We start from the raw sequence: 21,123 nt of genomic DNA on the forward strand, positions 1-21,123 counted from the left end.
ATGAGATAAAATGAATTCATATGAAATTCAATAATCTTGAAATTAAAAATTTGATGAATCAAAACTTATCAACGGTCGAGCTTGCAAAGGCCTTTGATGAACTTCTCACAAAAGAGCGCTCGACTCATAATGAAATTAAAAAAGAGTATGAGCGCTTAAACGTTATCATCAACCTCATCCCCAATACTATTTCATGGGTCAATAGCGATATGACTTATTTCGGAGTCAACAAAGCTCTGGCCGACAGTTGCAACGTCACCACGGCCGACTTCGTTGGAAAAACAATCGGCTTTCATACGAAAGAGCGCTTTTTCTATGAATTCGTCACAGAACTCTTCCGCTCAAAAAGCGATACTGTTTATCGTGAGCTTGAAGCACGTATCAGCGGAGTCGACAGAACTTATCTGGTATCCGGAACAAAATTAGAAGATAAAGAAAAGGCCGTCGTCATCGGTGTCGATATAACTGAACTGACCAATTTAAAAGACCACGTCTCGTTCACGGAAAAACTGGCCAATCTAGGGGAGATGTTTGCAGGAATCATCCACGACATCAACAACCCTCTGATGATGATTGAGGGGACTGCCAGACGTATTAAAAAACGTGTGACGGATGAAGAGGTCATCGATCTTTTAAGTAAAATTGAAATGAGCTCGCAGAAGATTTCTAAAATTGTTAAGGGGATCAAGGTTTATATCAGACAAGATAATGATGAACCTTTCGTCTCTGAAAACCTTGGGAGTATTATCGATGATGCTCTGGTGATTTGTGAGCACAAATTAAAAGAAAATATGGTGTCAGTTGTCCTCGATCCCAAGCTCCATAAAATTGAAATCCCTTGCCACTTTACTCAAGTCTTTCAAGTGTTCGTGAACCTTATTTCGAATTCAGTCGACGCCATCAGTGAGCTTCAGGAAAAATCCATTGAGATCACTGTTAGTGAAACTGATTCTAAATACGTGATTCGTTTTCAAGATTCTGGATTGGGTATTCCCCAGGATTATCAGGAAAAAATCTTCAATGCTTTTTTCACCACTAAAGATAGAGGTGTAGGTTCGGGTCTTGGGCTTTCACTATGCCGAAAGATCTTAGAAGCACACGGCGGAAGTCTCGCTATTGATAATAGCGCTCCTCATACAACATTTTTGATAGAATTTAAGAAATAGTCAGGTCTTTATAAACGAAGGCCTTCTTTCTTACGTTGATTACTAAATCCTTAGTAGTCACTTTAGAAATTTTAGCATTTTTAGAAGCAGACTTTTCAGCATGCATACCTAGAACTGCTTCACCGATGGCCTTTCCTAATAGAGGAGGAACGGCATTACCGATTTGTCTCCACTGAGCTGAAAGTGTTCCATAGAATTTAAAGTCGTTCGGGAAACTTTGAAGGGCTGCAGCTTCTCTTTGAGTAAGGTATCTATTTTCAGTCGGGTGAAAATAGTTATGCCTGTGAGTCATGATCGTAGGGCTTGGTTTTTTTCTGTCTAGTCTTTGGAACTTCGTTTGTCTGAAACGATTTTCTCTAAGCTCTTTCCAGTTCACATTAAGTTTTAACTTTTTTGATTTAAAATAAGTTTTTTCATCGATCTCGTAACGAACGCCTTTTCCCTCTGGGATACAAGCAATACGTGCGCGATCGAGGTCATTTTTAATATGGGCCGCTTCAATATCGTGGTTGAAGTATTTTCCGGAAGTATTTTTCAGGTTTTTAAGAGCATCACCAACAGTCATGATCTTTGATTGCATCTTAGGGAAAGTAATCGTTGTATTGATTTTTGATCCTAAGATGATTGTGCGTCTTCTGCGCTCTGGAACACCATAGTTTTCAGATGACATCACCTGAACGTCTAGCGTGTAGCCCATTTTATTGAAAATTTTAAAAATTTCCTGAATCGTTTTTTCATTTTTCTTAGCAAGAAGACCCGTCACGTTTTCGATAACCACATATGATGGGTTAGTGACTTTTACTACGCGTATAAATTCTTTAAAAAGAGAGTTTCTCGTGTCGTTAGGATTTCCTAGACCAACAGTTGAAAAGCCCTGACAAGGAGGTCCACCAACGACTGCGTGGATTTCTTGATTGCCAGTTAATGATTTAATTTTTGCGGCCGTAAGGTCTACGATTGATCCACAGTATGTTTCAGCAAAATGGTGATTTGCCTTGAAAGTCTCAATCGCATGTTTGTCCATATCAACACCAAGGACACATTTCATCCCCGCCAGTTCGAGACCGCATGAGAGTCCGCCCGCGCCAGAGAAAAGGTCGATAAAGTTCAGTGTTGGTTTTGATTTTGCCATAATGAAATCATTATCTCGATTTCATACTAGATCTGTCAATTATTAAGCGGCGTTATTTGAGCGTTTTTTACCGATAGGACGAATGAAAGACAGACCGCTATTTTCTTCAGCAGTTTTTGGATTCCCATAAAAACTTGCGCGTTCTTCATCCCACATAAAGTTTCTCGAAACGGGAGAGACTTGAAAGCTGAAATCCTTCTTTCTTTCTACCATTTTATGAGATTGTGGCGTCCACAGAGGGAGATCTTTGGAATAAATGAAAATATTCATCTGGCGATTTTTCGCATGTTCTCTTAAAGCGGCCGTGAATAACTTCAGAGTTTCTGGCCCTAAATCTATTTCTGGCTCTTCAAAAAAGACGAATTGGCCTTCATATAATAAAGATTTAATCAGTGAACAGACTTTCTTCATCTGCGCATCAGATTGACCTGGCAACTCGTGAGGAAGGGCAATCGTGTGATAAAGCTCTTCTAAAGCACGGTGTTTTGGGTCTTTTAAGAACTCCTGGAATTGAACTTCTTTAGACTCTGTAAGTGAGTTTGGAGAGAAATCAATCAGGATATTTTCACTTAAAGTCATTTCCGGAATAAGGCTGGCCTCTTTACTTACGAATGAGAACTTAAAAGGAAGGGCCACTTTATGGAACTTTAAAAACGACAGGAATTCGTTGAGCTTCGAGGGCCCAAGATCCATATTCTCGTACGTAAATAAATATATTTCGAAGTTTTCTTCGAAGTCGATTTTACTCATCAGTTTATTATCGGTCTCCGGGGAGTCCAGCTTAAGGAAAAGTTTAACCGAGAGAAGTACTCGGAATTCATTCTTTTCCACTGTTTAAAACAGTCCCAAAAAATAAAAGAACAAGATATAATTGTTTTATGATTGAAAAGGCGAATACCAAAACAGTTCTTATTGCGATGACCGGCGGGATTGAATCAACCGTTGCCGCTTATCTTTTAAAAAAACAAGGGTACAAATGTATCGGAATCGGATTACAACTTTTTGCAGAGGGTGAAGAGTCAGGGCCTTTTGCAGATGTTGCTGTTTTAGATTTGAATAAAATAAAAAATATCTGCAACTATTTAGACATCCCTTTTTATGCCGTTAATGCTGCTGATATTTTCACTGATAAAGTCTTAGATCCATTAGTTGGAAGAATATTAAGTGGTCAAACGTTTGAGCCCTTAGTTTTTTTAAACGCAGTTCTCGTTGATGTGCTTTTAGAAAAAGCAAAAAAATTCCAGACAACTCTCATCGCAACTGCTCACTATGCAAAAGTTTTAAAGAATCAAAAGACCGGATCATATGAACTTATGGTGGCCAACGATCTAGAGCATGACCAGTCGTATTCATTGGCAAGATTAGAGCAGCGTCACCTGGAAAACTTGATTTTACCTCTGTCGGAAATCAGAAAGAAAGAAGTTGAAAAAATAAGTGAACTAATTAAAGTAGAATTCATTCCAAGAGTTAAAAGCAAATACGCTCATATCATGCACGATCCACGCATGAGTAAATTGGTGGAAGCAAGAAGCCCGAAAGATCTTCGAAGAACTGGAAACATTTACGACTATACAACTGACGCTTCAATCTGTGAGCATCAAGGAATTCATCATTATTACGTAGGTCAGTCTAATCTGACTTTTGATAAGAAAAAAGAAATTCAAATTGATCCCTTAAAACAAATCATCTCGATCGTCTCTTACAAGGGAAATATCTTTATTGATTATCCCAATAGACTTAAATACAAAGAGATTATAGTGACAGGGTTTTCACCTGCTGCCAATTTAGACATGTCACTTCCAATGATGTGTTATGTGAAAATGTCTCCTAAGGGAGAAAAGATCCCATGCCGTTTATATTTAAAAAATAACAATATGGCATTGGTTGAATTTGATGATGTACGTCCGGGCCTTTTAGTGGCCGGCCAGTTTTTAGTTTTTTACACCCGCCAATTGGACAAAGGAAAAGTTATTGGCTCAGCTCTTGTTGAGGCCAGTGGTATGTTCGATGAATGGTCTTACAATACACTTCCAGATAAAAAAGAGGATGCTGATGAAGAAAACAATGAATCATCAAAACCAAATCATCTCGATAAACTGCGCTTTTAAATTAGCACTTATTCTTGCTCTGCCGATTTCAAATGCCATGAGCTTTGAGATTCAGGCCTATGAGCAAAAAATTAAAAATAATTATAGTGTCAGATCTGTGATTGAAAAATTACCAGGCAGAGACCTGGAGAGTACACTGCGTGAATTCATTGCCAGTGGCCGTCCTAATCGTTTGGTTGGATCACCAGGGCATAAAAAAACACAAGAATATTTAGAAGCAAAATTAAAAAGCATGAATAGTGCAGGGGCAACACTCAGTAAGTTAGAGTTCGAAGGAGTGGCCGATAAAAAATCCCTTACAGGTGTGAATTTTATTTGGGAAAAAAAAGGATTAGTAAGTCCTGATGATGTGATTATTCTGACGGCCAATTACGATACATTGATAAAAGATCCAAAAACAGGAAAAGCGATCTTTAAAGGAGAAATGCCAGGAGCAGACAACAATGCCTCAGGAGTTTCTATTCTGCTTTCGATGATGGATCTTTTAAATAAACTCAATCTTCCTAAAACAGTGAAGCTCGTATTCTTGGACTTCGGAGAGTTTGACTCTCAAGGCGCGAAAAACTACGCCACTTCAAAAGAATTCCTCGCCGACAAAAACAAAAAACTAGTAGGAGTCATTAACCTAAATATGTTGGGCCATGACTCACGCACCGGCGATAAAGATAAAAAGATGAGCAATATGAATCTCTACACTCAACCAAATGATGCTTTCGCAGGCATGCTGATGAAAAGTGGTAAAGAAAATTACAGTACTGTGACATTTACTCCTACGGAAGCTACCGAGGCCTCTAAATTACCGGCCGATTCGAGTTTCTTTAGAGAGGCCGGTGTACCCGCTGTTACCTTCAGTCAGAACCGTGAAGGGGATCTAAACCCTCGCTATATGACCTCAAATGATTTTGCTGAGACTTTGAATATCAATACTTACACCAATGTATTCAGGTACGTTACCAGTGGCGTGCTCGCTTGGAATTATGACGTGGTAAAGTAGCGGCTTTTCTGCTATAAACCCTTCATGCAAAAACCAAAGTCAGAAACATTAGTTATCGTCGGAATGTCAGGAGGAGTAGACTCTTCTGTGACGGCCGCCGTTTTAAAAGAAGAGGGCTACAAAGTCGTCGGTCTTTTTATGAAAAACTGGGAAGAGTTTGATGAGCATGGTGTATGTCAGTCGAGCCTTGAGTACGCTGATGTTATTAAAGTTTGCGAGAAATTAGACATCCCATATTATTCAGTAGATTTCATCGAAGAGTACAGAGACCAGGTCTTCAAGCAATTCGTTGATGAATACAAATTAGGATTCACTCCTAATCCAGATGTTCTTTGTAACAGAGAAATCAAATTCAAAGTCTTCTTTGAAAAAGCAATGGAGCTTGGAGCTGATTATCTGGCAACAGGTCACTACTGCCAAAGCTTATTAGTTGATGGTGAGTACCGTCTAGTAAAAGGTGCCGATCCATTAAAAGATCAGTCATACTTTTTATATACAAACAAAAAAGAAATTTTAGAAAAAGTCATGTTTCCTATCGGACATATTCCAAAAACTGAAGTGCGCGCGATTGCCGCGAAATATGATCTTGCCACTAAAGAGAAAAAAGATTCTACAGGGATCTGTTTTATCGGTGAGAGAAACTTCAAGAAGTTCCTTTCAAATTACGTGACGTTTGAAGACGGTGATTTTGAAACTCTGGACGGTACTAAAGTAGGTCGCCATACAGGAGCTACGTATTACACTCTAGGACAACGTAAAGGCCTGGGCCTTGGTGGACAAGGGGAGCCGTGGTTTGTGGTTGGAAAAGACATGTCTAGGAATGTTGTGTTCGTTGAAAGAGGAGAGTTTCATCCTCATCTTTACGCTGATACGTTAACAGCGACAGACTTGTCGTTTGTTTCTGGAGTTTGGAATAAAGAACTTCCTTTTAAATGCAAAGCTAAGGTTCGTTACCGTCAAAAAGATCAAGACTGCACAGTGGTTAAGATTGAAGGTGATAAGATCTTCGTTGAATTTGATCAACCTCAAAGAGCGATTACGCCAAGACAATCAGTTGTTTTTTACGATGGGGATATCTGTTTAGGTGGGGCGATGATTGAAAAATCTGGGCCGAGTTACTTTGAGATGAATAAAACTCTTCCTGAAATTCAATAATTATCAAATTAATATCCAGATCTATTCGGAAATTTCATTGGATTTGAAGCACCATTTTAATTAAGATTTAAATATGACATCAACCAAAGGAGTGCTTGATGAAAACGATTTATTATGGCGCTAGCAGTTTAAACGGATTCATCTCAGACTCAAATAACTCTCTTGATTGGCTCTTCCAATTTCAAGGCGAGGGCGGCCATGATTTTGATAGTTTCATAAATGGTGTCGGCGCTATTGCTATGGGGTCTACAACTTATCAATGGATCTATGACCATCAAATTGCCAATGAACCAGGCAAGCTTCAACCTTGGCCTTATAAAGTTCCCACATGGGTATTTACGACAAGACAATTACCTATCATTCCTAATGTCGATATTCGTTTCGTTAGTGGAGACGTAAGGCCAGTACATCAAGCAATGAGTGTCGTCGTTGAAGATAAAAACATTTGGATTATGGGTGGAGGAGAACTGGCCGGTAAGTTTTATGATGCGAAACTGCTTAATGAATTAATTATTCAAATAGCACCCGTGACATTGAATGGTGGAGCTCCTCTTTTTCCTCGTACGACTCATCCACCAATGCGCCTGATTTCTGCTAAGCCTATTGGTGGTCTATTTGTAGAATTGCATTATGAAATCCCTTCTTGTGTCTAACCTTTTTCAAACCCAATTATACTCTTTAGACAAAATTAAATGTTAAGTAAAACTCCATTGATTGACGAATTCTAGGACCGCTAGTTTTATTATCCTTAACAATTTAAGGAGGTCTTTAATGAAAAAGTTCTTATCATTTTTATTTGTCGCTGCTTCTACCGTTTCTGTTTCTGCTCATGCTATTGGCCTGGAAAGTTTCTATGGAAGAGCAGTTCAAAGAGGACATGTTTTGACATGTTTTTATGAAAATACAACGGGTGCCACTCAAAACATGAAGTATGTTGTTTTTAACTTTGAGCCTATTTCTGGTGATAGCGCGAGTTATGATGTTCAAGATCGTATCGATCAAACTGTTGGGCCTGGTGAAACACTAAGTGCTAGGACTGACCAGCCATTGGGAAGTATCCGAGTTAATTATTGTAAATATCTCGCTAGTCGATAATCTATTGCGAGCGACTACTATGTAGTCGCTCGCAATTGTCCTATTAGACACTCTGCGCGAGCCTCTTAATTAAGACTTAGAGCTTTTATTTTATTTATTCTTCCATTACCCTTGGTGAATGAAAAAAATAATTTTACTGCTTCTATTAGGTCTTGTGCTTATTAGTTGTTCTAGTCATGAAAAGGCCCCGGAAGTGACCGAGAATATCAAAAAGATCACTGAAGCTCCGGTGACTCCAGACATTCCCGAAGAACCGATCAACCTAGATCTTGAATTACAAGAAAAATTGCAAGGAGTCTGGAAACAGTACTTCGTTGAAGAGTTCAATGACACTCGCTCTGTGAATGTCATGGTTGTGACGAACCGACAGTTTAAAGGGAAAGGTTTCGGTTGCACTGATGATTATTTTGGAACAGGAGCTGATGCAAACTTTCGCCTTGGTGTCTGCCGAGTTAATGTACCAAGAAATCATAGTACAGGTGAAATAAGTTTCACTGCTAATCAACGTGAAAGCTCTCATGATTATTTTAAGATTTTAGCTCAGAAAGAATTAAATCTGGCCACACTTGTGGACTACCTTAAAAAAGCAAAACGCTCACCACTTTTATTTGTTCATGGCTTTAATGTTAAACATCAAGAGGCCGTACTCCGAGCTTCACAAATAACTTATGATTTAAAATACCAAGGGCCAGTTATTCTTTTTTCATGGCCGGCAGGAGCAGGTGATAGTTTTCTCGATGAAAAATTAATTCAAAGAACTTATGCGGCCAATTTAAAAACGGCCCAAAGTTCAGTAGGTTTATTTAAATTATTTGTTTCCAAGTTAATTGAAAATAAAATCATTCCCAATATTGTCGTTCACTCAATGGGGCATCAAGTTGTACTACCTGCTTTATTTGAGTTAGGAAAAAACGGGCAATTGCAGGTGACTGACAGTCAAATGCCATTGGGAGAAGTTATTTTAAATGCGCCGGATTTTGATTCTGATTTATTTGTAAAAAATATTGAAGTGATTAAAAATCTGAGCCGCCGAGTGACACTGTACTGCTCTTACAATGACAAGGCGATGTTTGCTTCTGAGACAATTAATAGTTCAAAGAGGCTTGGTGGTTGCACTTACATGGAAGGAGTAGATTCAATTAATGTCAGTTTACTCGATAACTCAACGTTTGGTTTGAACCATGGGTACTATGCTTCCAGACAAATTCTTACGGATGTCTTTCAAGTTCTCTTGGGAATTGAGGCCGATCGCCGTTTGTTTATGAAGAAGAGTGAACCTAACAGTACTGAAAAATATTATTTGAGACCGTAGTTTATGGGAGTGACCGTGAAGCATTTTGTATGGGCGATTCTAGCTTTTTCTCTTATGACTACTTTTAAAGTAGAAACTGTTTCGGCGAAAACGGAGTCGATTCTTGCTCAAATTAAAATATCGGCAAGCGATCGCACTTGTCGCAAAGATACTGATTGCAGAACTGTAGGTGTGAAGTGCTCTTGTAGCTGTGGTAAAGGAGTAAATAAAGCACATTTTGCAAAGTACGCGCAGAAGCTGGAACAAATGTGTTTAGCTAATCCACCTGAGAAAATGTGTAAAGTGATGTGTACTGGAGAAGCAAAATGCATAGACCGTGTATGCACTTACGTTTCTAAATAGAGGCTACTTAATCAAAGACTCACATAATAAAGAATTATTAGTCGTCACGAAGTCGACTCCCTTATCAAGGTACTTCTGAATCTTTTCCTCAGAGTCTTTGGTATAAACTCCTACTAGCTTTCCCATACTCTGCAATTTCTCAACATGATTTTTGTTAATATACTTGGCACTGATCCCATCAAAGTCATCTATGTTGGCATAAAATCCAATTTTCTTTAACTGTAGAGTTTTAACTTCTTTATAAAATGAGTCGCTTTCTTTTTTTAATTCAACTTCCAGCAGAATATTTTTAAGAAAAGAAATGATCATGATTTTATCAGGGCGAGCAGAGTAATAACTTTTAATACTACTAAAATCATCTTTGGTAATCGTCTTATCTTTAAATTCTATAAACAGTGTCGAATTGTATTGAGATAAAATGGCCAAGGCTTCATCCAGAGTTGGGATGGCCTCTCCATTGTTAAGCTTGCAGTGGTCTTTGATTTCTTTCAAGGTCATCTCGGTGATCTTTCTTTTTCCGCACCCGGTAGTTACTCTGCCAAACTTGCCATCGTGCTGAACAATCGTTTTTCCATCTTTAGTATGAAGAAGATCAAATTCGATCGCCTTAGCACCGGCCTTTGAGGCCTTCTCAAATGCTTCTAAAGAATTCTCAACCCCACCATAACCTAAGGATCTATGGGCCACACAAAATGGTTGTGCTGCAAAAGCACTAAAGCTTAAGAGTGAGACCAAAGTCGCAATAAAAATACTATGAGTTTTCATGTCGGGAGTTATAACAAAATAAAAAAGAATAGGTGAGATTTGGAAAAACTTATAGGTCTCTAGGCTAGCAGACTTGTGGTTGTGCACTTGCTCTACCACAAGTCTGCTGGCACCTTTTGGGGTTACCAGTATTTGGGATCGTTAAAATCTTTTTTGCCGTTGTCGTCTTCTTTTTTGGTCTGGCGCTCATCAAAGGATGTGCAGTCGTGGCCAGTAGATTGCTTAACCAGGATATAAGGCATTAGGGGGGATTTGAATTGAAAGAGCTTGCAGCCTCTAGGGGCATTCGGTTCAAATGTCGTATGGTAGTGCTTACAGCGCATGCATGCGATTCTCTGATTTGTTTCTTCCATGAAAACGTCCCAGTTTTTTGTTTAAATGTCGTTATCATCGACACCTATTATAAATCTTACATAGACCTGCAGTTTTTTAATAGTGCGAAATTCATGCATGTTAGGATTCAGGTGAGGCAAGAAGGTCATAATCTGTATGAAAGATGACCAAAGTTCTTGTGAGTGCCTTAAGTTTGATCACCTAGATGTTATAAGTCACGTGAATCACAACCAGAAAGTAGGCATCGATACTGCATTTATATACATGGGAATAAGAACGACTAATTTATTGATATTTCTATAAGGGTGCTAACTAAATGAAAACGACGTCTCAAAACATCAACGAAACCGACAATCTCGTGCTGTTCCCATCAGCGAAGAACTTCCATAAGGAAGAAGATTTAACAGATCCTATGATGGATCTTTTAAACGAATACTCGCACATGACGGACGCTGATATTCCAACTCATTTAGATGAGCGCTTTGAAGACGAATTAGAAGACGATACCATTTTTGGAAGTCTTGAGGCCTTCATGGCAAGAAACCAAAATCAAGACGGGTTAACTCCTGATGATAAACTTGTGAAACTTATTAATGAGCGTATGCAAGCAATCACTGAAGCAAAAGAACGTATCAAATTTTACTTAGATGAAATTGACATGTTTTTGCCAAGAAAACGCTAAATAATCAACGACATTATTTTTGTATGCTAACAGCGGCATCCAGAATGAGGTCCGCCACCTTTCTTGCCTGAGAAAGCATCGGTACGTGCGCTAATTTTTTCAGCGTTGCTTTTTGCATTTAATTTTAGAGCAAAAGCTCTTTGTAAATCAGATTGAATCATTCGATCATCTTTTGCGACAATATAATAATTCATTCTCGTCTCCCATACAGATATGTGAGCTTTTCAAATAAAGTTCAATGGCCGTAGCTCCTTGAGTGGCCTTCATGACTGTTTCCATTTTTACTGATATATCAGGTACAAAATTATTAATCATTGATTCTGTTGTGAGATCTAAAATGAATGTCAGGCAGAATAATTTAATAAAAATTAAAGTCGCTTGAGCAATTTGTTATTGAGTCTGTACTTTTCTTTGTTGTCATAAAAAATAAGAAACACCTGATTTCTATATAAAAGATTCATCCTCAAGGTTTCTTTAAGAAATTTAATTTATTTTCCTTTTCATTACTATTCGTTTGTTTTGAACAGGTACTTCATGAAAGGATTTTTTACTTTAATATTATTTTTATGTGGCCTCCAGCTACTACATGCTAAAGATCTTACTGATATTGATGTATCCGTAAGTTTTTATTCTGAAACCATTTACGATTCTCGCATTTCAGGAGCAGTGAATGAGTCGCGTCTGCGCTTGATTCCTGAGCTGGATTATAAATGGTTGAGGCCTTATGCAGGCGTGACATTTTCAAAAGACCTTTCTAATGGGAAGGCCCCCATTTTAACTGAAAATATGATTGCTCCGACTGCAGGGCTTCAGGTTAAAGCGTTGCCATTTCTTTATTTTTTCGGGGAGGCCAGAAGGCTTTATCGAATTAATAATGAAAAGAGAAACGATAGCGAAAAAGAACTTCGTTATGGTGCTTTTGCTTATCATTATCTGGATCTACCAAAAAATATGTTTAATGAATTCTATGGCGAAATTATCGTTGTAGATAGAGTAGACACGAAACCGGTCACAGTTCTATGGAACAAGCTTGGTTTTAGATACCTTCCTTATGCCTGGCTTCGCCCGGATGTTTATCTTGAAGGATTCACTCGCATGAGCCCAAATCCTGGATATGGGCCGGATGAGAATGAATTAAGATTAGGATCACGCTTGACCTTTTTAAAAGGCTTCTGGGCCGCAGGCGTTTCCATGACCTATGCACCGGTAAGCAATGTTAAAAAAGGTGGAATTGACTCACTTCTTGTTATCTCAAGAGAGGTGTTCTAATGAACCTTTTACCTTTCACAGAATACTATCTTTGGAGCATCAGTCTTTGCGTCCTTTTATTTTTAATTGATGACTTGTTCATTGATTTTACTGCGCGTATTAAAAAAATAGGTCCTAAAGCTATTTCAAAAAATATTTTATACGATTCTAAAAATTCTAAAATGCTGGCGATCATGGTTGCCAACTGGAAAGAAGATGCTGTTCTTGAGGCAATGATCAAAGGGAATATGGCCAATCTTCCGATGGAGAACGTGCATATTTTCTTAGGCGTCTATCCTAACGATACAGCAACAATGGAGATTGCTTTAAAGATGGAAGCGCGTTTTCCGCGCGTTCATGCAGTCATCAATACTCAGGAAGGTCCGACTTATAAAGGACAAATGTTAAATGAGGTTGTTAAGTATATTTTCATTAAAGAAGATAAGCTGGGCGTAGAGTTCGAAGGTTTTATTCTTCATGATTCAGAAGATGTCCTGGATCCTAATATACCATATCTTTACTCATTAGGATTGAGAGAAGCTGATTTCATTCAGACGCCGGTCTTTAGTTTGCCAGTAAAGTGGTGGGATTTGACGGCAGGAACTTATATGGATGAATTTTCAGAAATTCATACTAAAGATCTTTTAGTTCGTCAGCACATGGGAGCGGCCTTACCTTCTGCGGGTGTAGGAACATGTTTATCGAGAAAACTTATTCTTACTTTTTTAAGCCGTCAAAATGAAGAGGTTTTTTTACCGGATTCATTAACAGAAGATTATCAGATTGGACTTCAGACGACGATTTGGGGTTTTAGGTCAACTTTCCTATGCTGTTATATTGAAGGAGAAGATTGCTCAAAAATCATATCTACCAGAGAGTTTTTTCCACATAAATTCTGGCAATCTATTCGCCAGAAAACACGCTGGACAACCGGGATTGCTTTTCAAGGTGCAAAAAACATTGGCTGGTTTGGTAACTTTTGGCAGCGTTATTTTTTATGGCGTGACCGCAAAGGTCCTATCAATGCATTTTTAACATTGAACTTAATTTTTATCATGGTCCTTCTTCCGTTTCTTTCTGAAGACAGAGTTTATTTTAGTAATAAGTATCTTCAGTTCGTATTGCTATTGAATACGTTTGGAATGTTTATTCGTTTCGGTTCACGCATTAGTTGTGTTGAAAAACTTTATGGGAAGGCCTGTGCTTACTCGGCAATTCTTAGATGGCCGTCAGCTATGGTCATTAATATGTGGTCAGGAATTCGTTCGACCAGACAGTATATTGAAAGCTCGCTTACAGGTAAAAAAATTAAATGGGTTAAAACAGAGCACCGCTTACCTGAAGGATTCGGAGAAGTTTTAGAGCCAATTAATCATAGACAACCAATTTCACAATTATCTTTAGATCATGAGAGTACTTTACAGCTTTAAAAGGGAGAGAGTTTAATGAAGATTTTAACAATGTTGCTGATGTTTTTTACATTAGCAAACGTACAAGCGATGGACGTCAAGGGATTCAACTTGACCGAAGATGGAACATTTGAATTTGATGCAAATTTAACTGGTGACCAAAAAACAGAAGCACAAATTGCTGTTGACCATGTCAAAAGGCTTGGAACGAATCATATCGTTCTTAACGTAAGAGCAAAAATGGTAGGGCCAAAGTCAGTGGACATTATTCCATTAACTGGATCTGGCCCGGTTGCTCAAGAAGCAAGAAAGATGACGAACCTGATTAAGTACATCCATTCATTGGATATGACTGTTGGGATTAGACCCATTTTTTTCGTACTTGGACCTAACGGAGAATTTCCTTATTCAGAAGTTCAGCCGGATGGAAGTACAAAGGCCTGGTGGCATGGAAATATTCAACCTCACGATCCTGATCGTTGGTTTGATAATTTTCAGTTATACCTTGATCGTTATATGACAATTGCAAAGCTTGCAAAAGTTGAAGAGTTTACTATTGGCGCAGAACTTTACAGTATGACTGTAGGAATTGAAGACCAATGGAAAGAGTACCCACACGGATTCCCGGGAAGATGGAATCAATTATTAAAATACACAAGAAGTAAGCTAGGAGCGAAAGTTCGTATCATGTACGACATTAACTTCACTGACGACACTGATACAAGCACAGATATTTCTAGAAGTGGTGGAGAGCTTGAGAGATGGAGATACCGTCTGGTAGATCTTGCTGAATCTGATGACGAAGCACAAAGAAAAATCTGGCAACAATTGCTGGATTTTTGGAATGGTCTTGATGCTATCGGTGTTGATATGTACCGCTCGCTTGCATTCAAAAATGATGTTATTCCAGCTAACAAAGAAACACTTGTAAAATTATTAAGTGAAAGGGCCCTGACTTACGCTAATCAGCTGGACGTAACTCTGCTTGAAATTTCTATTTACTCAGGTTCTATGAAGCCGGTTATTTTAAAAGAAGTTGGTTTTAGAAGTGTAGAAAATACTTTTGTCGATCCATTTACTTATGCAACTGCACTTGGTGCTTTAAATATCGCCCACCAGGCCGCTGGTTATGAAGCTCTTTTTAAAGGGTTTGCTCTACCTGGTTTCGAATGGTTTTCTGGTTTTGCTTTTTGGGATATCCCACTTTCTCCTGGTCATAATGGTCCAACTGACCGTGGATTTTCTCCCATTGGAAAAGTTGAAACAGAAGAAGTGATTAAAAGGTATTTCAAGTAATGAAAGTATTAATCCTTACATTTTTGTGTAGTGTAAATTTCATGGCATCTGCCTATGCACAAAAAGTGATGTTGCCTGAGAAAGGTGCGTACTTTGGGGCCTACGTTGATGCCGGTCCATTAGCAGAAGAAGTCAGGCCTCATGAAATTGAAGCCTTCGAGTTACTCACTGGTAAACCAATGGCCTGGGTTTATTTTTCAAATAACTGGACTGATGGAGAGATTGATTTCCCTTATGAAAATGTAGAGATTTGCAGAAAGATGGGGAGAATTCCTTATATACGTCTAATGCCATGGTCGGAAGATAGTGGAGATGGAAAAGCAGATCCTATTTTTACCATGGATGCTTTTTTAAAAGGAACGTTCGATGAAAAACTTATCGAATGGGCAAGACAGGCCTCTGAAAGTCCAGGTCCTATTATTTTAGAATTCGGACCTGAGGTTAATGGAAACTGGTTTCCATGGAATGGCCAATGGAATGGTGGTTCACGCACAACTCGGTATGGGGACCCACGCCTTCCGGATGGCCCTGAAAAATTCCGTGATGTGTACAGAAGAATTATTACGCTATTTAAAATCGGTGGACTGACAGAAGCGACATGGGTTCTTCATGTGGATACAGCAAGAATGCCTGAGGCCTCATGGAATTCAACTTCTAATTATTATCCAGGAGATGAGAATATTGACTGGATTGGATTATCAGTCTTTGGCGCTCAACTGCCAACTCATGACTGGATTGAATTTATGCCAAAATTTAAAAGTTTCTGGCCTGAGATTCAAGAGATCGCCAAAAGAAAACCCGTCATCATTTCTGAGTTTGCCGTGATTGAAGATAAAAAAAATCCATCTAGAAAAGCAGACTGGATTGCCAGGGCATTAAGAACTATAGAGTCGGGACTCTATCCAATAAAAGGGATTAGTTATTGGAATTCTCCAGGATGGCTTGCAGACGGATCAGCAGATTTCAGGATCACGTCTTCAGAGAAGGCATTGAATTCTTTCGTTGGAAGAATCAATCAGGATTTTTGGAAAATAATAACGGCCCCTATTCAACCAAGTGAAGATGAACAATGAACAAGATATTCTTACTATTTTTATTTCTAATAACGAATGCTGCCCATGCTGAGAATAAAAACTTAAATACAGTTTTTCCAAGTAATGGACAGTGTGTACTTATCTATTATGATCTTTCTAAAGATCCAAACTATCATTTAGGTAAAATCTATTCGGTCTATGCTCAGAACCTTTTGGGCCATTTTCCTGAATTAACTCAGATTGTTTCTCCTATTGAAAGATACACGAAAGGTGAAATCGAAAAATGTAGAAGCACTATCTACATTGGAAGTTATTTTGAAAATGACATCCCTGAAGATTTCTATCTGGATTTTCAAAACACTAAAAAGAATGTGGCTTGGCTTGGATATAACATCTGGAAATTCCCTGAAGATGTAATGTCAAAAATGTTCGGTCATAACTATGACTCTTTAACGAGCCTTGATGCTGAAAATTTAAACAAAGAAGGAAATCCCTCATTTTTTAAATATGTAGAATATAAAGGTGAACAATTTGAAAAATTTTCTAAGTGGGTTAAGAGAGACGGAAAAAATGTATTCGCTGCTCCATTTGAACAAGTTGCTTTAAAGAAAGATCCTAAAACTACGAATACAACAGTAAAAGTTTTAGCTTTAAGCCGTCACGACTACAGCGGAAAAAAACTTCCCTATGCTCTGAGATCTGAAAATCGTTTTTATGTGGCCGATATCCCCTTTAGCTACGCTCATGAATCTGATCGTTATCTCGTGTTTTCGGATCTTCTTTTTGACATCCTAAATCTGGCGCCTAGACATAAAGAAAAATTAGCGATTATGAGAATTGAGGATGTTCATCCCAAAGTTCCTATAAGAAATTTAAATCTTCTTCAGACTGTTTTTAAAGAAGAAGGTGTTCCACTACATGTGGCCTTAATACCAATGTTCTACGATCCATTATTTCGTTATGACCGCGAACCAAACGAAACATTTTTACCAATGACGGCCGTACCTCAGTTCATGAGCTGGGTTAAAGACGTTCAAAAAGACAATGGTGTATTTATTTGGCATGGAGCGACTCACCAATACAAAAATATTCCTAATCCCCACTCTGGTTACAGTTCGGATGATTTCGAGTTTTGGGATGCTGTTAATAATATCCCTGTTGCCGATGATAGTGTGGACTTTGTTCTTGACCGCCTTGACCTTGGAAGTGACTACTTAAAAGAGGCCAATATTTTTCCAAAAATATGGCTGACTCCACACTATCAGGCATCAGCGCTGGACTACCACATTTTTGCAGATGTTTTTGACTGGAATATTGGAAGAGCGATTTATTTTCTTGAAGAACCTAAAAAGCTTTCACGCGATCCGGAACTACTGGAACAAGTTAAGTACGGTGCTAAAGACGGCGGAAATAAAATTCTTAGAAGACAACTGTTTAAAGATTTCGAAACAGATGTTCACGGAGAATGGTTTGGACAGCTTTATCCTTACGAGATTTACGGTGATGTCTATGGACAAAGAATGTTTCCTGAAATTTTAGGGAACCCACAGCCTTTTACGAGTGATCACGTATGGTACCCACGTTCATTGAAAGACATGCTTGAAGATGCCAGAAGAAATTTAGTTTTAAGAGATAGTTGGGCAGCTTCATTTTTCCATCCTTATATTCTGACGGATATTGTGAATGGAGGAGTGGGAGATTACCCGGGAGATACAAGACCTCTGAGAGAGCTGCTAAGAGAAATGAAAAAACTTGGTTATAAATTTGTAAATCTTGAAACATTCGCCGAGCAAACAAAAAATGTGGCAAACGTAAAACGAATAGAAGTGAAAATAGATAATTCTTGGGAGAGAAAAAAATGAAACAATTATTGAGTCTGCTATTATTAATGTTTGTCATTACCACAGGTAGTGCAGACGCACAGGTTGATGTTCCTAATCTTGGAAGACCTGGGACACTATTAAAAGAAGCAAAACAAGGGCGAAAAGAATTATTAGAAGTTCTACTGCGTTTAAAAGACAATGTGAGAGAGCTGCGTGATCAGCCTACATTTGATGAATTTTTTGCTCTACTTGGACCTCTGGATGCTCTGGCAAAAGAATATAATCTTGCGCTGATTTATCCTGATGCTGTTAAAGAAGTCGGTAAAAATATGATTATGCATGGTAATCGCTGGCTGAAAATTTCTGTTGATAGTGACAAGAAAATTCTTTCCTACCAAAAATGGGCAGACTTATCTGCAGCTCTTTTATTCCAAGGGCAAGTCATTGAAGAGCTTAATAAGATTAAAGACGAAGAGCTTTTTAAGAAAGCTTACGTCAATCTTTTAAGCCTTGAAACATGGGCAGAAGTAACTTTCCCGAATGATTTATATCTTTATCCAACATACCAGAAGACTATTTCTGATTTAAGTTTCAAGGCCCTTTTAACGACTAAGATAATAGATCAGGAAGAGTGGACATTTTGGATTAGAGGACTGAGTTCTCAATCGGCCGCTCAGGATTACTTATCTTTTCTTAACGAAAAAATCCTCATGGATAGCCTTAAAAAAGAAGAAATACCTCAATGGTTTGCACTTGCTGAAACTCTAGGTAAACAATTAACAGCAATTGATCGTCTTTCTGGTTCAGTAAAAAATAACTATGGTGTTTTTGTAACTGATTTAACTGCAAAAGCAATTTTTTACGAATACGATATTAATGAGGCCAGCTTCAAGACTATTGTCAATCTTCTCGATATCAGTTCTTTAAGAGGTCTTATTTTTAGATGGGTAAATCCTGAAAAGACAGCAAGTGATGTATATGCCCTAAGACTTGTGACTCTTTCAAAAATTCTTTATTTAAGAACTAAAGAACTTAAACTGACTCAGAACTCACTTGAACTTGAAAGATTTGTTTCATCTCGTTTAGGTCCGGTAGTTGCTTCTCAAAATGGTATTGAAGGACATTATAACTTAAAAGGTCTTGATGGACGTGAATGGTTTTTTACAATTATTCGTGAGACAGAGTCGCGTGTCGTCGCATCTTTATGTGATTCAACAGGTGTGATTTGCTTTTCATTTTTTAATATCCAGTACAACATGGAAAGAAATGTCTTTTTTGCTTCTGAAAATTTACCAAACGACGACTCTTACCAAAATGCTCCTGCCCAAATTATTTTTGGAGCAGACAATACTGTTTCTTTAGATTTACCACACGCTTTTAAAGTGAGTGGCCGTTTTTCCGGAAAAAAAGTTCAGTCATATGAAAATATCATGAGTATGGCCGATGAAAATGCTGTTGCTATTGAAGGGCATTTTAAAGGAACGATGGAAGTTAATGGAGTGCTTAAAGAGTATGACCTGATGATCACAAGCTTTGGTGAGTATTCTATCGGAAGACTTGAATCTGAAGACAGCGTTATCAGAGTAGACCTTAATAAAGGAACTGATGGTAAGGCGGGATTCATTTACTTAACATCTGGACGCACAGGAAAAGGAACTTGGTTTCACCTGCGTTTAAAACAAGAAGGGTATGAAACTCTTGTTGGTGACGCGATCGTTGGTGGAATGGGAAAATTGGGGAAAGTTCGTTTCGTACAATATTATGGAGACGACGAATGAATCTCAATAATTCAAAAAACATTTTGACTTTTTTTGGAACCAGACCTGAAGCTATTAAGATGATTCCGGTTATTAAATCACTTCGTAACAAAGGTTTTAAAGTGACTGTAGGGTTGTCTGGACAGCATACAGATATGGTAGATCAGTTATTAGAATTGTTTGGTGAATCGGCAGATTTCACGCTCAACATTCAAGGATCAGTGAAAAATGTAGAAGACCCAATTGTTCTTATTATACCTGGATTGTGTGCGAAGCTTCGCGAGATCAAACCAGATTTAATTTTAGTTCATGGCGATACATCAAGCACGCTGGCGGGCGCACTGGCCGGATATTATGAAAAGATTCCTGTTGGCCACGTTGAAGCAGGACTTCGTTCAAGTAATATTTTTCACCCATGGCCGGAAGAGATTAATAGAAAATTGACTGCTGATCTGACATTACTGCATTTCGCTCCTACTGTTCTCGCGAAAGAAAATCTTCTGCGCGAAAATGTTCCAGGAGATGAAATTTTTGTAACAGGCAATACTGTCGTTGATGCTCTTTATATGATGAATGATGAGATTGAAAAGAACGATGCTTTAAGAACTGGCTTCGAAGGAAAATATAATTTCTTAAATGCAGACAAAAAATGGATTCTTATGACAGGTCACCGTAGAGAAAATCTTGGTGAAGGTCTAAATAATGTCATGCAAGCTATTTTAGAACTTTCAAAAAGATCAGATGTGGAAATTATCTTTCCAGTTCATCCAAATCCAAAAGTTCGTTCTTCTTTTGCTGAATTGATTACTAGTGATTGTCCTGTCCATATAGTTGACCCGCTTCCATATTCGGAAATGGTTTGGCTTTTATCCCGCTCAAGTCTGGTGATTACAGATTCAGGTGGAATTCAGGAAGAAGCACCTTCATTTAAGGTTCCTGCAGTTGTGACTCGCGAAACGACTGAAAGAAAAGAAGCTGTTTTAAAAGGATGGGCAAAATTAGTCGGAACTGATAAACAAAAAATTATTGATGCTTCTAATGAATTCTTAGATTCTATAAGTCTTAAGCAGTACCTTGATTTGGAAGAAAATCCTTATGGAGATGGGACAGCTGCAGATCAGATAAGCTCCGTTATTGAGTCTTTGACTTGTAAGGAAGGTTATTTTTTTGCTGTCAATAAAAAGAAAGAAGAGCAGATCGTTTTATCTGCTTCCATCGCAGAGGCGGTAGGGCCATCTGTTGTAACTTATAAAAAAACTGATCTAGTTTCTATTAGTATGTAAAAGAAAAGGCCATCGTTTATCGATGGCCTTTTTGCATTGAGGTCTTCTACTTTTCTATTTTTACTAATCCACTTAAGGCCATTAATAAAGGTTACTGAATGGATTATATATCAAAAAAGTTTATCTACTATATTCATTCATTTAATTCACTAGTTCTAACCTCATTTTTAAATTAAACTAAATTTACTG

21 protein-coding genes are annotated in these 21,123 nt (G+C 38.1%); 16 read left to right on the forward strand and 5 right to left on the reverse strand.

What is annotated here, in order from left to right; all coding sequences use genetic code 11:
- The first annotated feature begins 20 nt into the window (after window positions 1–20).
- Window positions 21–1,166, forward strand: coding sequence for a HAMP domain-containing sensor histidine kinase (locus tag SHI21_RS18090; protein WP_323578433.1), 1,146 nt, complete (start codon window positions 21–23; stop codon window positions 1,164–1,166).
- Here the strand turns inward: SHI21_RS18090 and SHI21_RS18095 are convergent.
- Window positions 1,156–2,298, reverse strand: coding sequence for a DNA cytosine methyltransferase (locus tag SHI21_RS18095; protein WP_323578434.1), 1,143 nt, complete (start codon window positions 2,296–2,298; stop codon window positions 1,156–1,158). The two genes, SHI21_RS18090 and SHI21_RS18095, sit on opposite strands and share 11 nt — an antisense overlap.
- A gap of 42 nt (window positions 2,299–2,340) precedes the next feature.
- Window positions 2,341–3,048: a hypothetical protein gene (locus SHI21_RS18100; protein WP_323578435.1), complete on the reverse strand. Its 708-nt coding sequence runs from the start codon at window positions 3,046–3,048 to the stop codon at window positions 2,341–2,343.
- 128 nt (window positions 3,049–3,176) lie between these two features.
- Between SHI21_RS18100 and SHI21_RS18105 the strand changes: the two genes are divergently transcribed.
- The 7 genes from SHI21_RS18105 to SHI21_RS18135 all read left to right on the forward strand — a co-directional run bounded on the left by SHI21_RS18105 (window position 3,177) and on the right by SHI21_RS18135 (window position 9,304).
- Window positions 3,177–4,406, forward strand: coding sequence for an aminomethyltransferase beta-barrel domain-containing protein (locus SHI21_RS18105; protein ID WP_323578436.1), 1,230 nt, complete (start codon window positions 3,177–3,179; stop codon window positions 4,404–4,406).
- Window positions 4,351–5,400 (forward strand): M28 family peptidase, encoded by a 1,050-nt coding sequence (locus SHI21_RS18110; RefSeq protein WP_323578437.1) that lies wholly within the window; start codon window positions 4,351–4,353, stop codon window positions 5,398–5,400. The genes SHI21_RS18105 and SHI21_RS18110 overlap by 56 nt, the downstream gene beginning before the upstream one ends.
- Before the next feature lie 24 nt (window positions 5,401–5,424).
- The gene (mnmA, locus tag SHI21_RS18115) at window positions 5,425–6,555 is read left to right on the forward strand and encodes a tRNA 2-thiouridine(34) synthase MnmA (RefSeq protein WP_323578438.1); all 1,131 of its coding nucleotides are present in this window, start codon (window positions 5,425–5,427) and stop codon (window positions 6,553–6,555) included.
- A gap of 98 nt (window positions 6,556–6,653) precedes the next feature.
- The gene (locus SHI21_RS18120; RefSeq protein ID WP_323578439.1) at window positions 6,654–7,208 is read left to right on the forward strand and encodes a dihydrofolate reductase family protein; all 555 of its coding nucleotides are present in this window, start codon (window positions 6,654–6,656) and stop codon (window positions 7,206–7,208) included.
- 118 nt (window positions 7,209–7,326) lie between these two features.
- Window positions 7,327–7,650 carry a hypothetical protein gene (locus tag SHI21_RS18125; RefSeq protein WP_323578440.1) on the forward strand — a complete coding sequence of 108 codons (324 nt, stop codon included), beginning with the start codon at window positions 7,327–7,329 and terminating at the stop codon, window positions 7,648–7,650.
- 118 nt (window positions 7,651–7,768) lie between these two features.
- Window positions 7,769–8,962, forward strand: coding sequence for an alpha/beta hydrolase (locus SHI21_RS18130; protein ID WP_323578441.1), 1,194 nt, complete (start codon window positions 7,769–7,771; stop codon window positions 8,960–8,962).
- Window positions 8,963–8,977: 15 nt separating this feature from the next.
- Window positions 8,978–9,304 (forward strand): hypothetical protein, encoded by a 327-nt coding sequence (locus SHI21_RS18135; protein WP_323578443.1) that lies wholly within the window; start codon window positions 8,978–8,980, stop codon window positions 9,302–9,304.
- Window positions 9,305–9,307: 3 nt separating this feature from the next.
- Here SHI21_RS18135 and SHI21_RS18140 read toward each other — a convergent pair whose 3' ends face one another.
- The gene (locus SHI21_RS18140; RefSeq protein WP_323578444.1) at window positions 9,308–10,069 is read right to left on the reverse strand and encodes a glycerophosphodiester phosphodiesterase family protein; all 762 of its coding nucleotides are present in this window, start codon (window positions 10,067–10,069) and stop codon (window positions 9,308–9,310) included.
- 122 nt (window positions 10,070–10,191) lie between these two features.
- Window positions 10,192–10,392, reverse strand: coding sequence for a hypothetical protein (locus tag SHI21_RS18145; RefSeq protein WP_323578445.1), 201 nt, complete (start codon window positions 10,390–10,392; stop codon window positions 10,192–10,194).
- A gap of 326 nt (window positions 10,393–10,718) precedes the next feature.
- On the opposite strand from SHI21_RS18145, the gene SHI21_RS18150 reads away from it, so the two are divergent.
- Entirely contained in the window at window positions 10,719–11,084 is a 366-nt protein-coding gene (locus SHI21_RS18150) for a hypothetical protein (protein ID WP_323578446.1), read from the forward strand.
- 26 nt (window positions 11,085–11,110) lie between these two features.
- Here the strand turns inward: SHI21_RS18150 and SHI21_RS18155 are convergent, their stop codons facing one another.
- The gene (locus SHI21_RS18155; protein WP_323578448.1) at window positions 11,111–11,278 is read right to left on the reverse strand and encodes a hypothetical protein; all 168 of its coding nucleotides are present in this window, start codon (window positions 11,276–11,278) and stop codon (window positions 11,111–11,113) included.
- Window positions 11,279–11,618: 340 nt separating this feature from the next.
- Between SHI21_RS18155 and SHI21_RS18160 the strand changes: the two genes are divergently transcribed.
- Genes SHI21_RS18160 through wecB form a run of 7 tightly spaced genes read left to right on the forward strand, consistent with a single transcriptional unit; the run spans window position 11,619 to window position 20,934 of the window.
- A complete protein-coding gene (locus SHI21_RS18160; protein WP_323578449.1) occupies window positions 11,619–12,353 on the forward strand; it encodes a hypothetical protein in 735 nt (244 codons plus the stop codon).
- Window positions 12,353–13,762, forward strand: coding sequence for a glycosyltransferase (locus SHI21_RS18165; protein ID WP_323578452.1), 1,410 nt, complete (start codon window positions 12,353–12,355; stop codon window positions 13,760–13,762). Before SHI21_RS18160 ends, SHI21_RS18165 begins: the two co-directional genes overlap by 1 nt.
- Before the next feature lie 15 nt (window positions 13,763–13,777).
- Window positions 13,778–15,037, forward strand: a complete 1,260-nt coding sequence (locus tag SHI21_RS18170; protein ID WP_323578454.1) for a glycoside hydrolase family 113 — start codon at window positions 13,778–13,780, stop codon at window positions 15,035–15,037.
- A complete protein-coding gene (locus SHI21_RS18175; protein WP_323578455.1) occupies window positions 15,037–16,110 on the forward strand; it encodes a glycoside hydrolase family 26 protein in 1,074 nt (357 codons plus the stop codon). The genes SHI21_RS18170 and SHI21_RS18175 overlap by 1 nt, the downstream gene beginning before the upstream one ends.
- The gene (locus SHI21_RS18180) at window positions 16,107–17,933 is read left to right on the forward strand and encodes a DUF2334 domain-containing protein (RefSeq protein WP_323578457.1); all 1,827 of its coding nucleotides are present in this window, start codon (window positions 16,107–16,109) and stop codon (window positions 17,931–17,933) included. The genes SHI21_RS18175 and SHI21_RS18180 overlap by 4 nt, the downstream gene beginning before the upstream one ends.
- Entirely contained in the window at window positions 17,930–19,672 is a 1,743-nt protein-coding gene (locus SHI21_RS18185) for a hypothetical protein (protein WP_323578459.1), read from the forward strand. Before SHI21_RS18180 ends, SHI21_RS18185 begins: the two co-directional genes overlap by 4 nt.
- Window positions 19,669–20,934: a non-hydrolyzing UDP-N-acetylglucosamine 2-epimerase gene (wecB, locus tag SHI21_RS18190; protein ID WP_323578460.1), complete on the forward strand. Its 1,266-nt coding sequence runs from the start codon at window positions 19,669–19,671 to the stop codon at window positions 20,932–20,934. The genes SHI21_RS18185 and wecB overlap by 4 nt, the downstream gene beginning before the upstream one ends.
- Window positions 20,935–21,123 lie beyond the last annotated feature (189 nt).

It is taken from the genome of Bacteriovorax sp. PP10 (assembly GCF_035013165.1).
GTDB classification, from domain to species: Bacteria; Bdellovibrionota; Bacteriovoracia; order Bacteriovoracales; family Bacteriovoracaceae; genus Bacteriovorax; species Bacteriovorax antarcticus.

What these genes read in the sequence shown, in the direction of transcription:
- SHI21_RS18145 (WP_323578445.1), bottom strand. Translation starts at nt 10,392, where the DNA reads ATGCGCTGTAAGCACTACCATACGACATTTGAACCGAATGCCCCTAGA.
- SHI21_RS18130 (WP_323578441.1), top strand. Translation starts at nt 7,769, where the DNA reads ATGAAAAAAATAATTTTACTGCTTCTATTAGGTCTTGTGCTTATTAGT.
- SHI21_RS18140 (WP_323578444.1), bottom strand. Translation starts at nt 10,069, where the DNA reads ATGAAAACTCATAGTATTTTTATTGCGACTTTGGTCTCACTCTTAAGC.
- wecB (WP_323578460.1), top strand. Translation starts at nt 19,669, where the DNA reads ATGAATCTCAATAATTCAAAAAACATTTTGACTTTTTTTGGAACCAGA.
- SHI21_RS18175 (WP_323578455.1), top strand. Translation starts at nt 15,037, where the DNA reads ATGAAAGTATTAATCCTTACATTTTTGTGTAGTGTAAATTTCATGGCA.
- SHI21_RS18095 (WP_323578434.1), bottom strand. Translation starts at nt 2,298, where the DNA reads ATGGCAAAATCAAAACCAACACTGAACTTTATCGACCTTTTCTCTGGC.
- SHI21_RS18090 (WP_323578433.1), top strand. Translation starts at nt 21, where the DNA reads ATGAAATTCAATAATCTTGAAATTAAAAATTTGATGAATCAAAACTTA.
- SHI21_RS18170 (WP_323578454.1), top strand. Translation starts at nt 13,778, where the DNA reads ATGAAGATTTTAACAATGTTGCTGATGTTTTTTACATTAGCAAACGTA.
- SHI21_RS18180 (WP_323578457.1), top strand. Translation starts at nt 16,107, where the DNA reads ATGAACAAGATATTCTTACTATTTTTATTTCTAATAACGAATGCTGCC.
- SHI21_RS18165 (WP_323578452.1), top strand. Translation starts at nt 12,353, where the DNA reads ATGAACCTTTTACCTTTCACAGAATACTATCTTTGGAGCATCAGTCTT.
- SHI21_RS18120 (WP_323578439.1), top strand. Translation starts at nt 6,654, where the DNA reads ATGAAAACGATTTATTATGGCGCTAGCAGTTTAAACGGATTCATCTCA.
- SHI21_RS18105 (WP_323578436.1), top strand. Translation starts at nt 3,177, where the DNA reads ATGATTGAAAAGGCGAATACCAAAACAGTTCTTATTGCGATGACCGGC.
- SHI21_RS18160 (WP_323578449.1), top strand. Translation starts at nt 11,619, where the DNA reads ATGAAAGGATTTTTTACTTTAATATTATTTTTATGTGGCCTCCAGCTA.
- SHI21_RS18100 (WP_323578435.1), bottom strand. Translation starts at nt 3,048, where the DNA reads ATGAGTAAAATCGACTTCGAAGAAAACTTCGAAATATATTTATTTACG.
- SHI21_RS18125 (WP_323578440.1), top strand. Translation starts at nt 7,327, where the DNA reads ATGAAAAAGTTCTTATCATTTTTATTTGTCGCTGCTTCTACCGTTTCT.
- mnmA (WP_323578438.1), top strand. Translation starts at nt 5,425, where the DNA reads ATGCAAAAACCAAAGTCAGAAACATTAGTTATCGTCGGAATGTCAGGA.
- SHI21_RS18110 (WP_323578437.1), top strand. Translation starts at nt 4,351, where the DNA reads ATGAAGAAAACAATGAATCATCAAAACCAAATCATCTCGATAAACTGC.
- SHI21_RS18150 (WP_323578446.1), top strand. Translation starts at nt 10,719, where the DNA reads ATGAAAACGACGTCTCAAAACATCAACGAAACCGACAATCTCGTGCTG.
- SHI21_RS18155 (WP_323578448.1), bottom strand. Translation starts at nt 11,278, where the DNA reads ATGAATTATTATATTGTCGCAAAAGATGATCGAATGATTCAATCTGAT.
- SHI21_RS18185 (WP_323578459.1), top strand. Translation starts at nt 17,930, where the DNA reads ATGAAACAATTATTGAGTCTGCTATTATTAATGTTTGTCATTACCACA.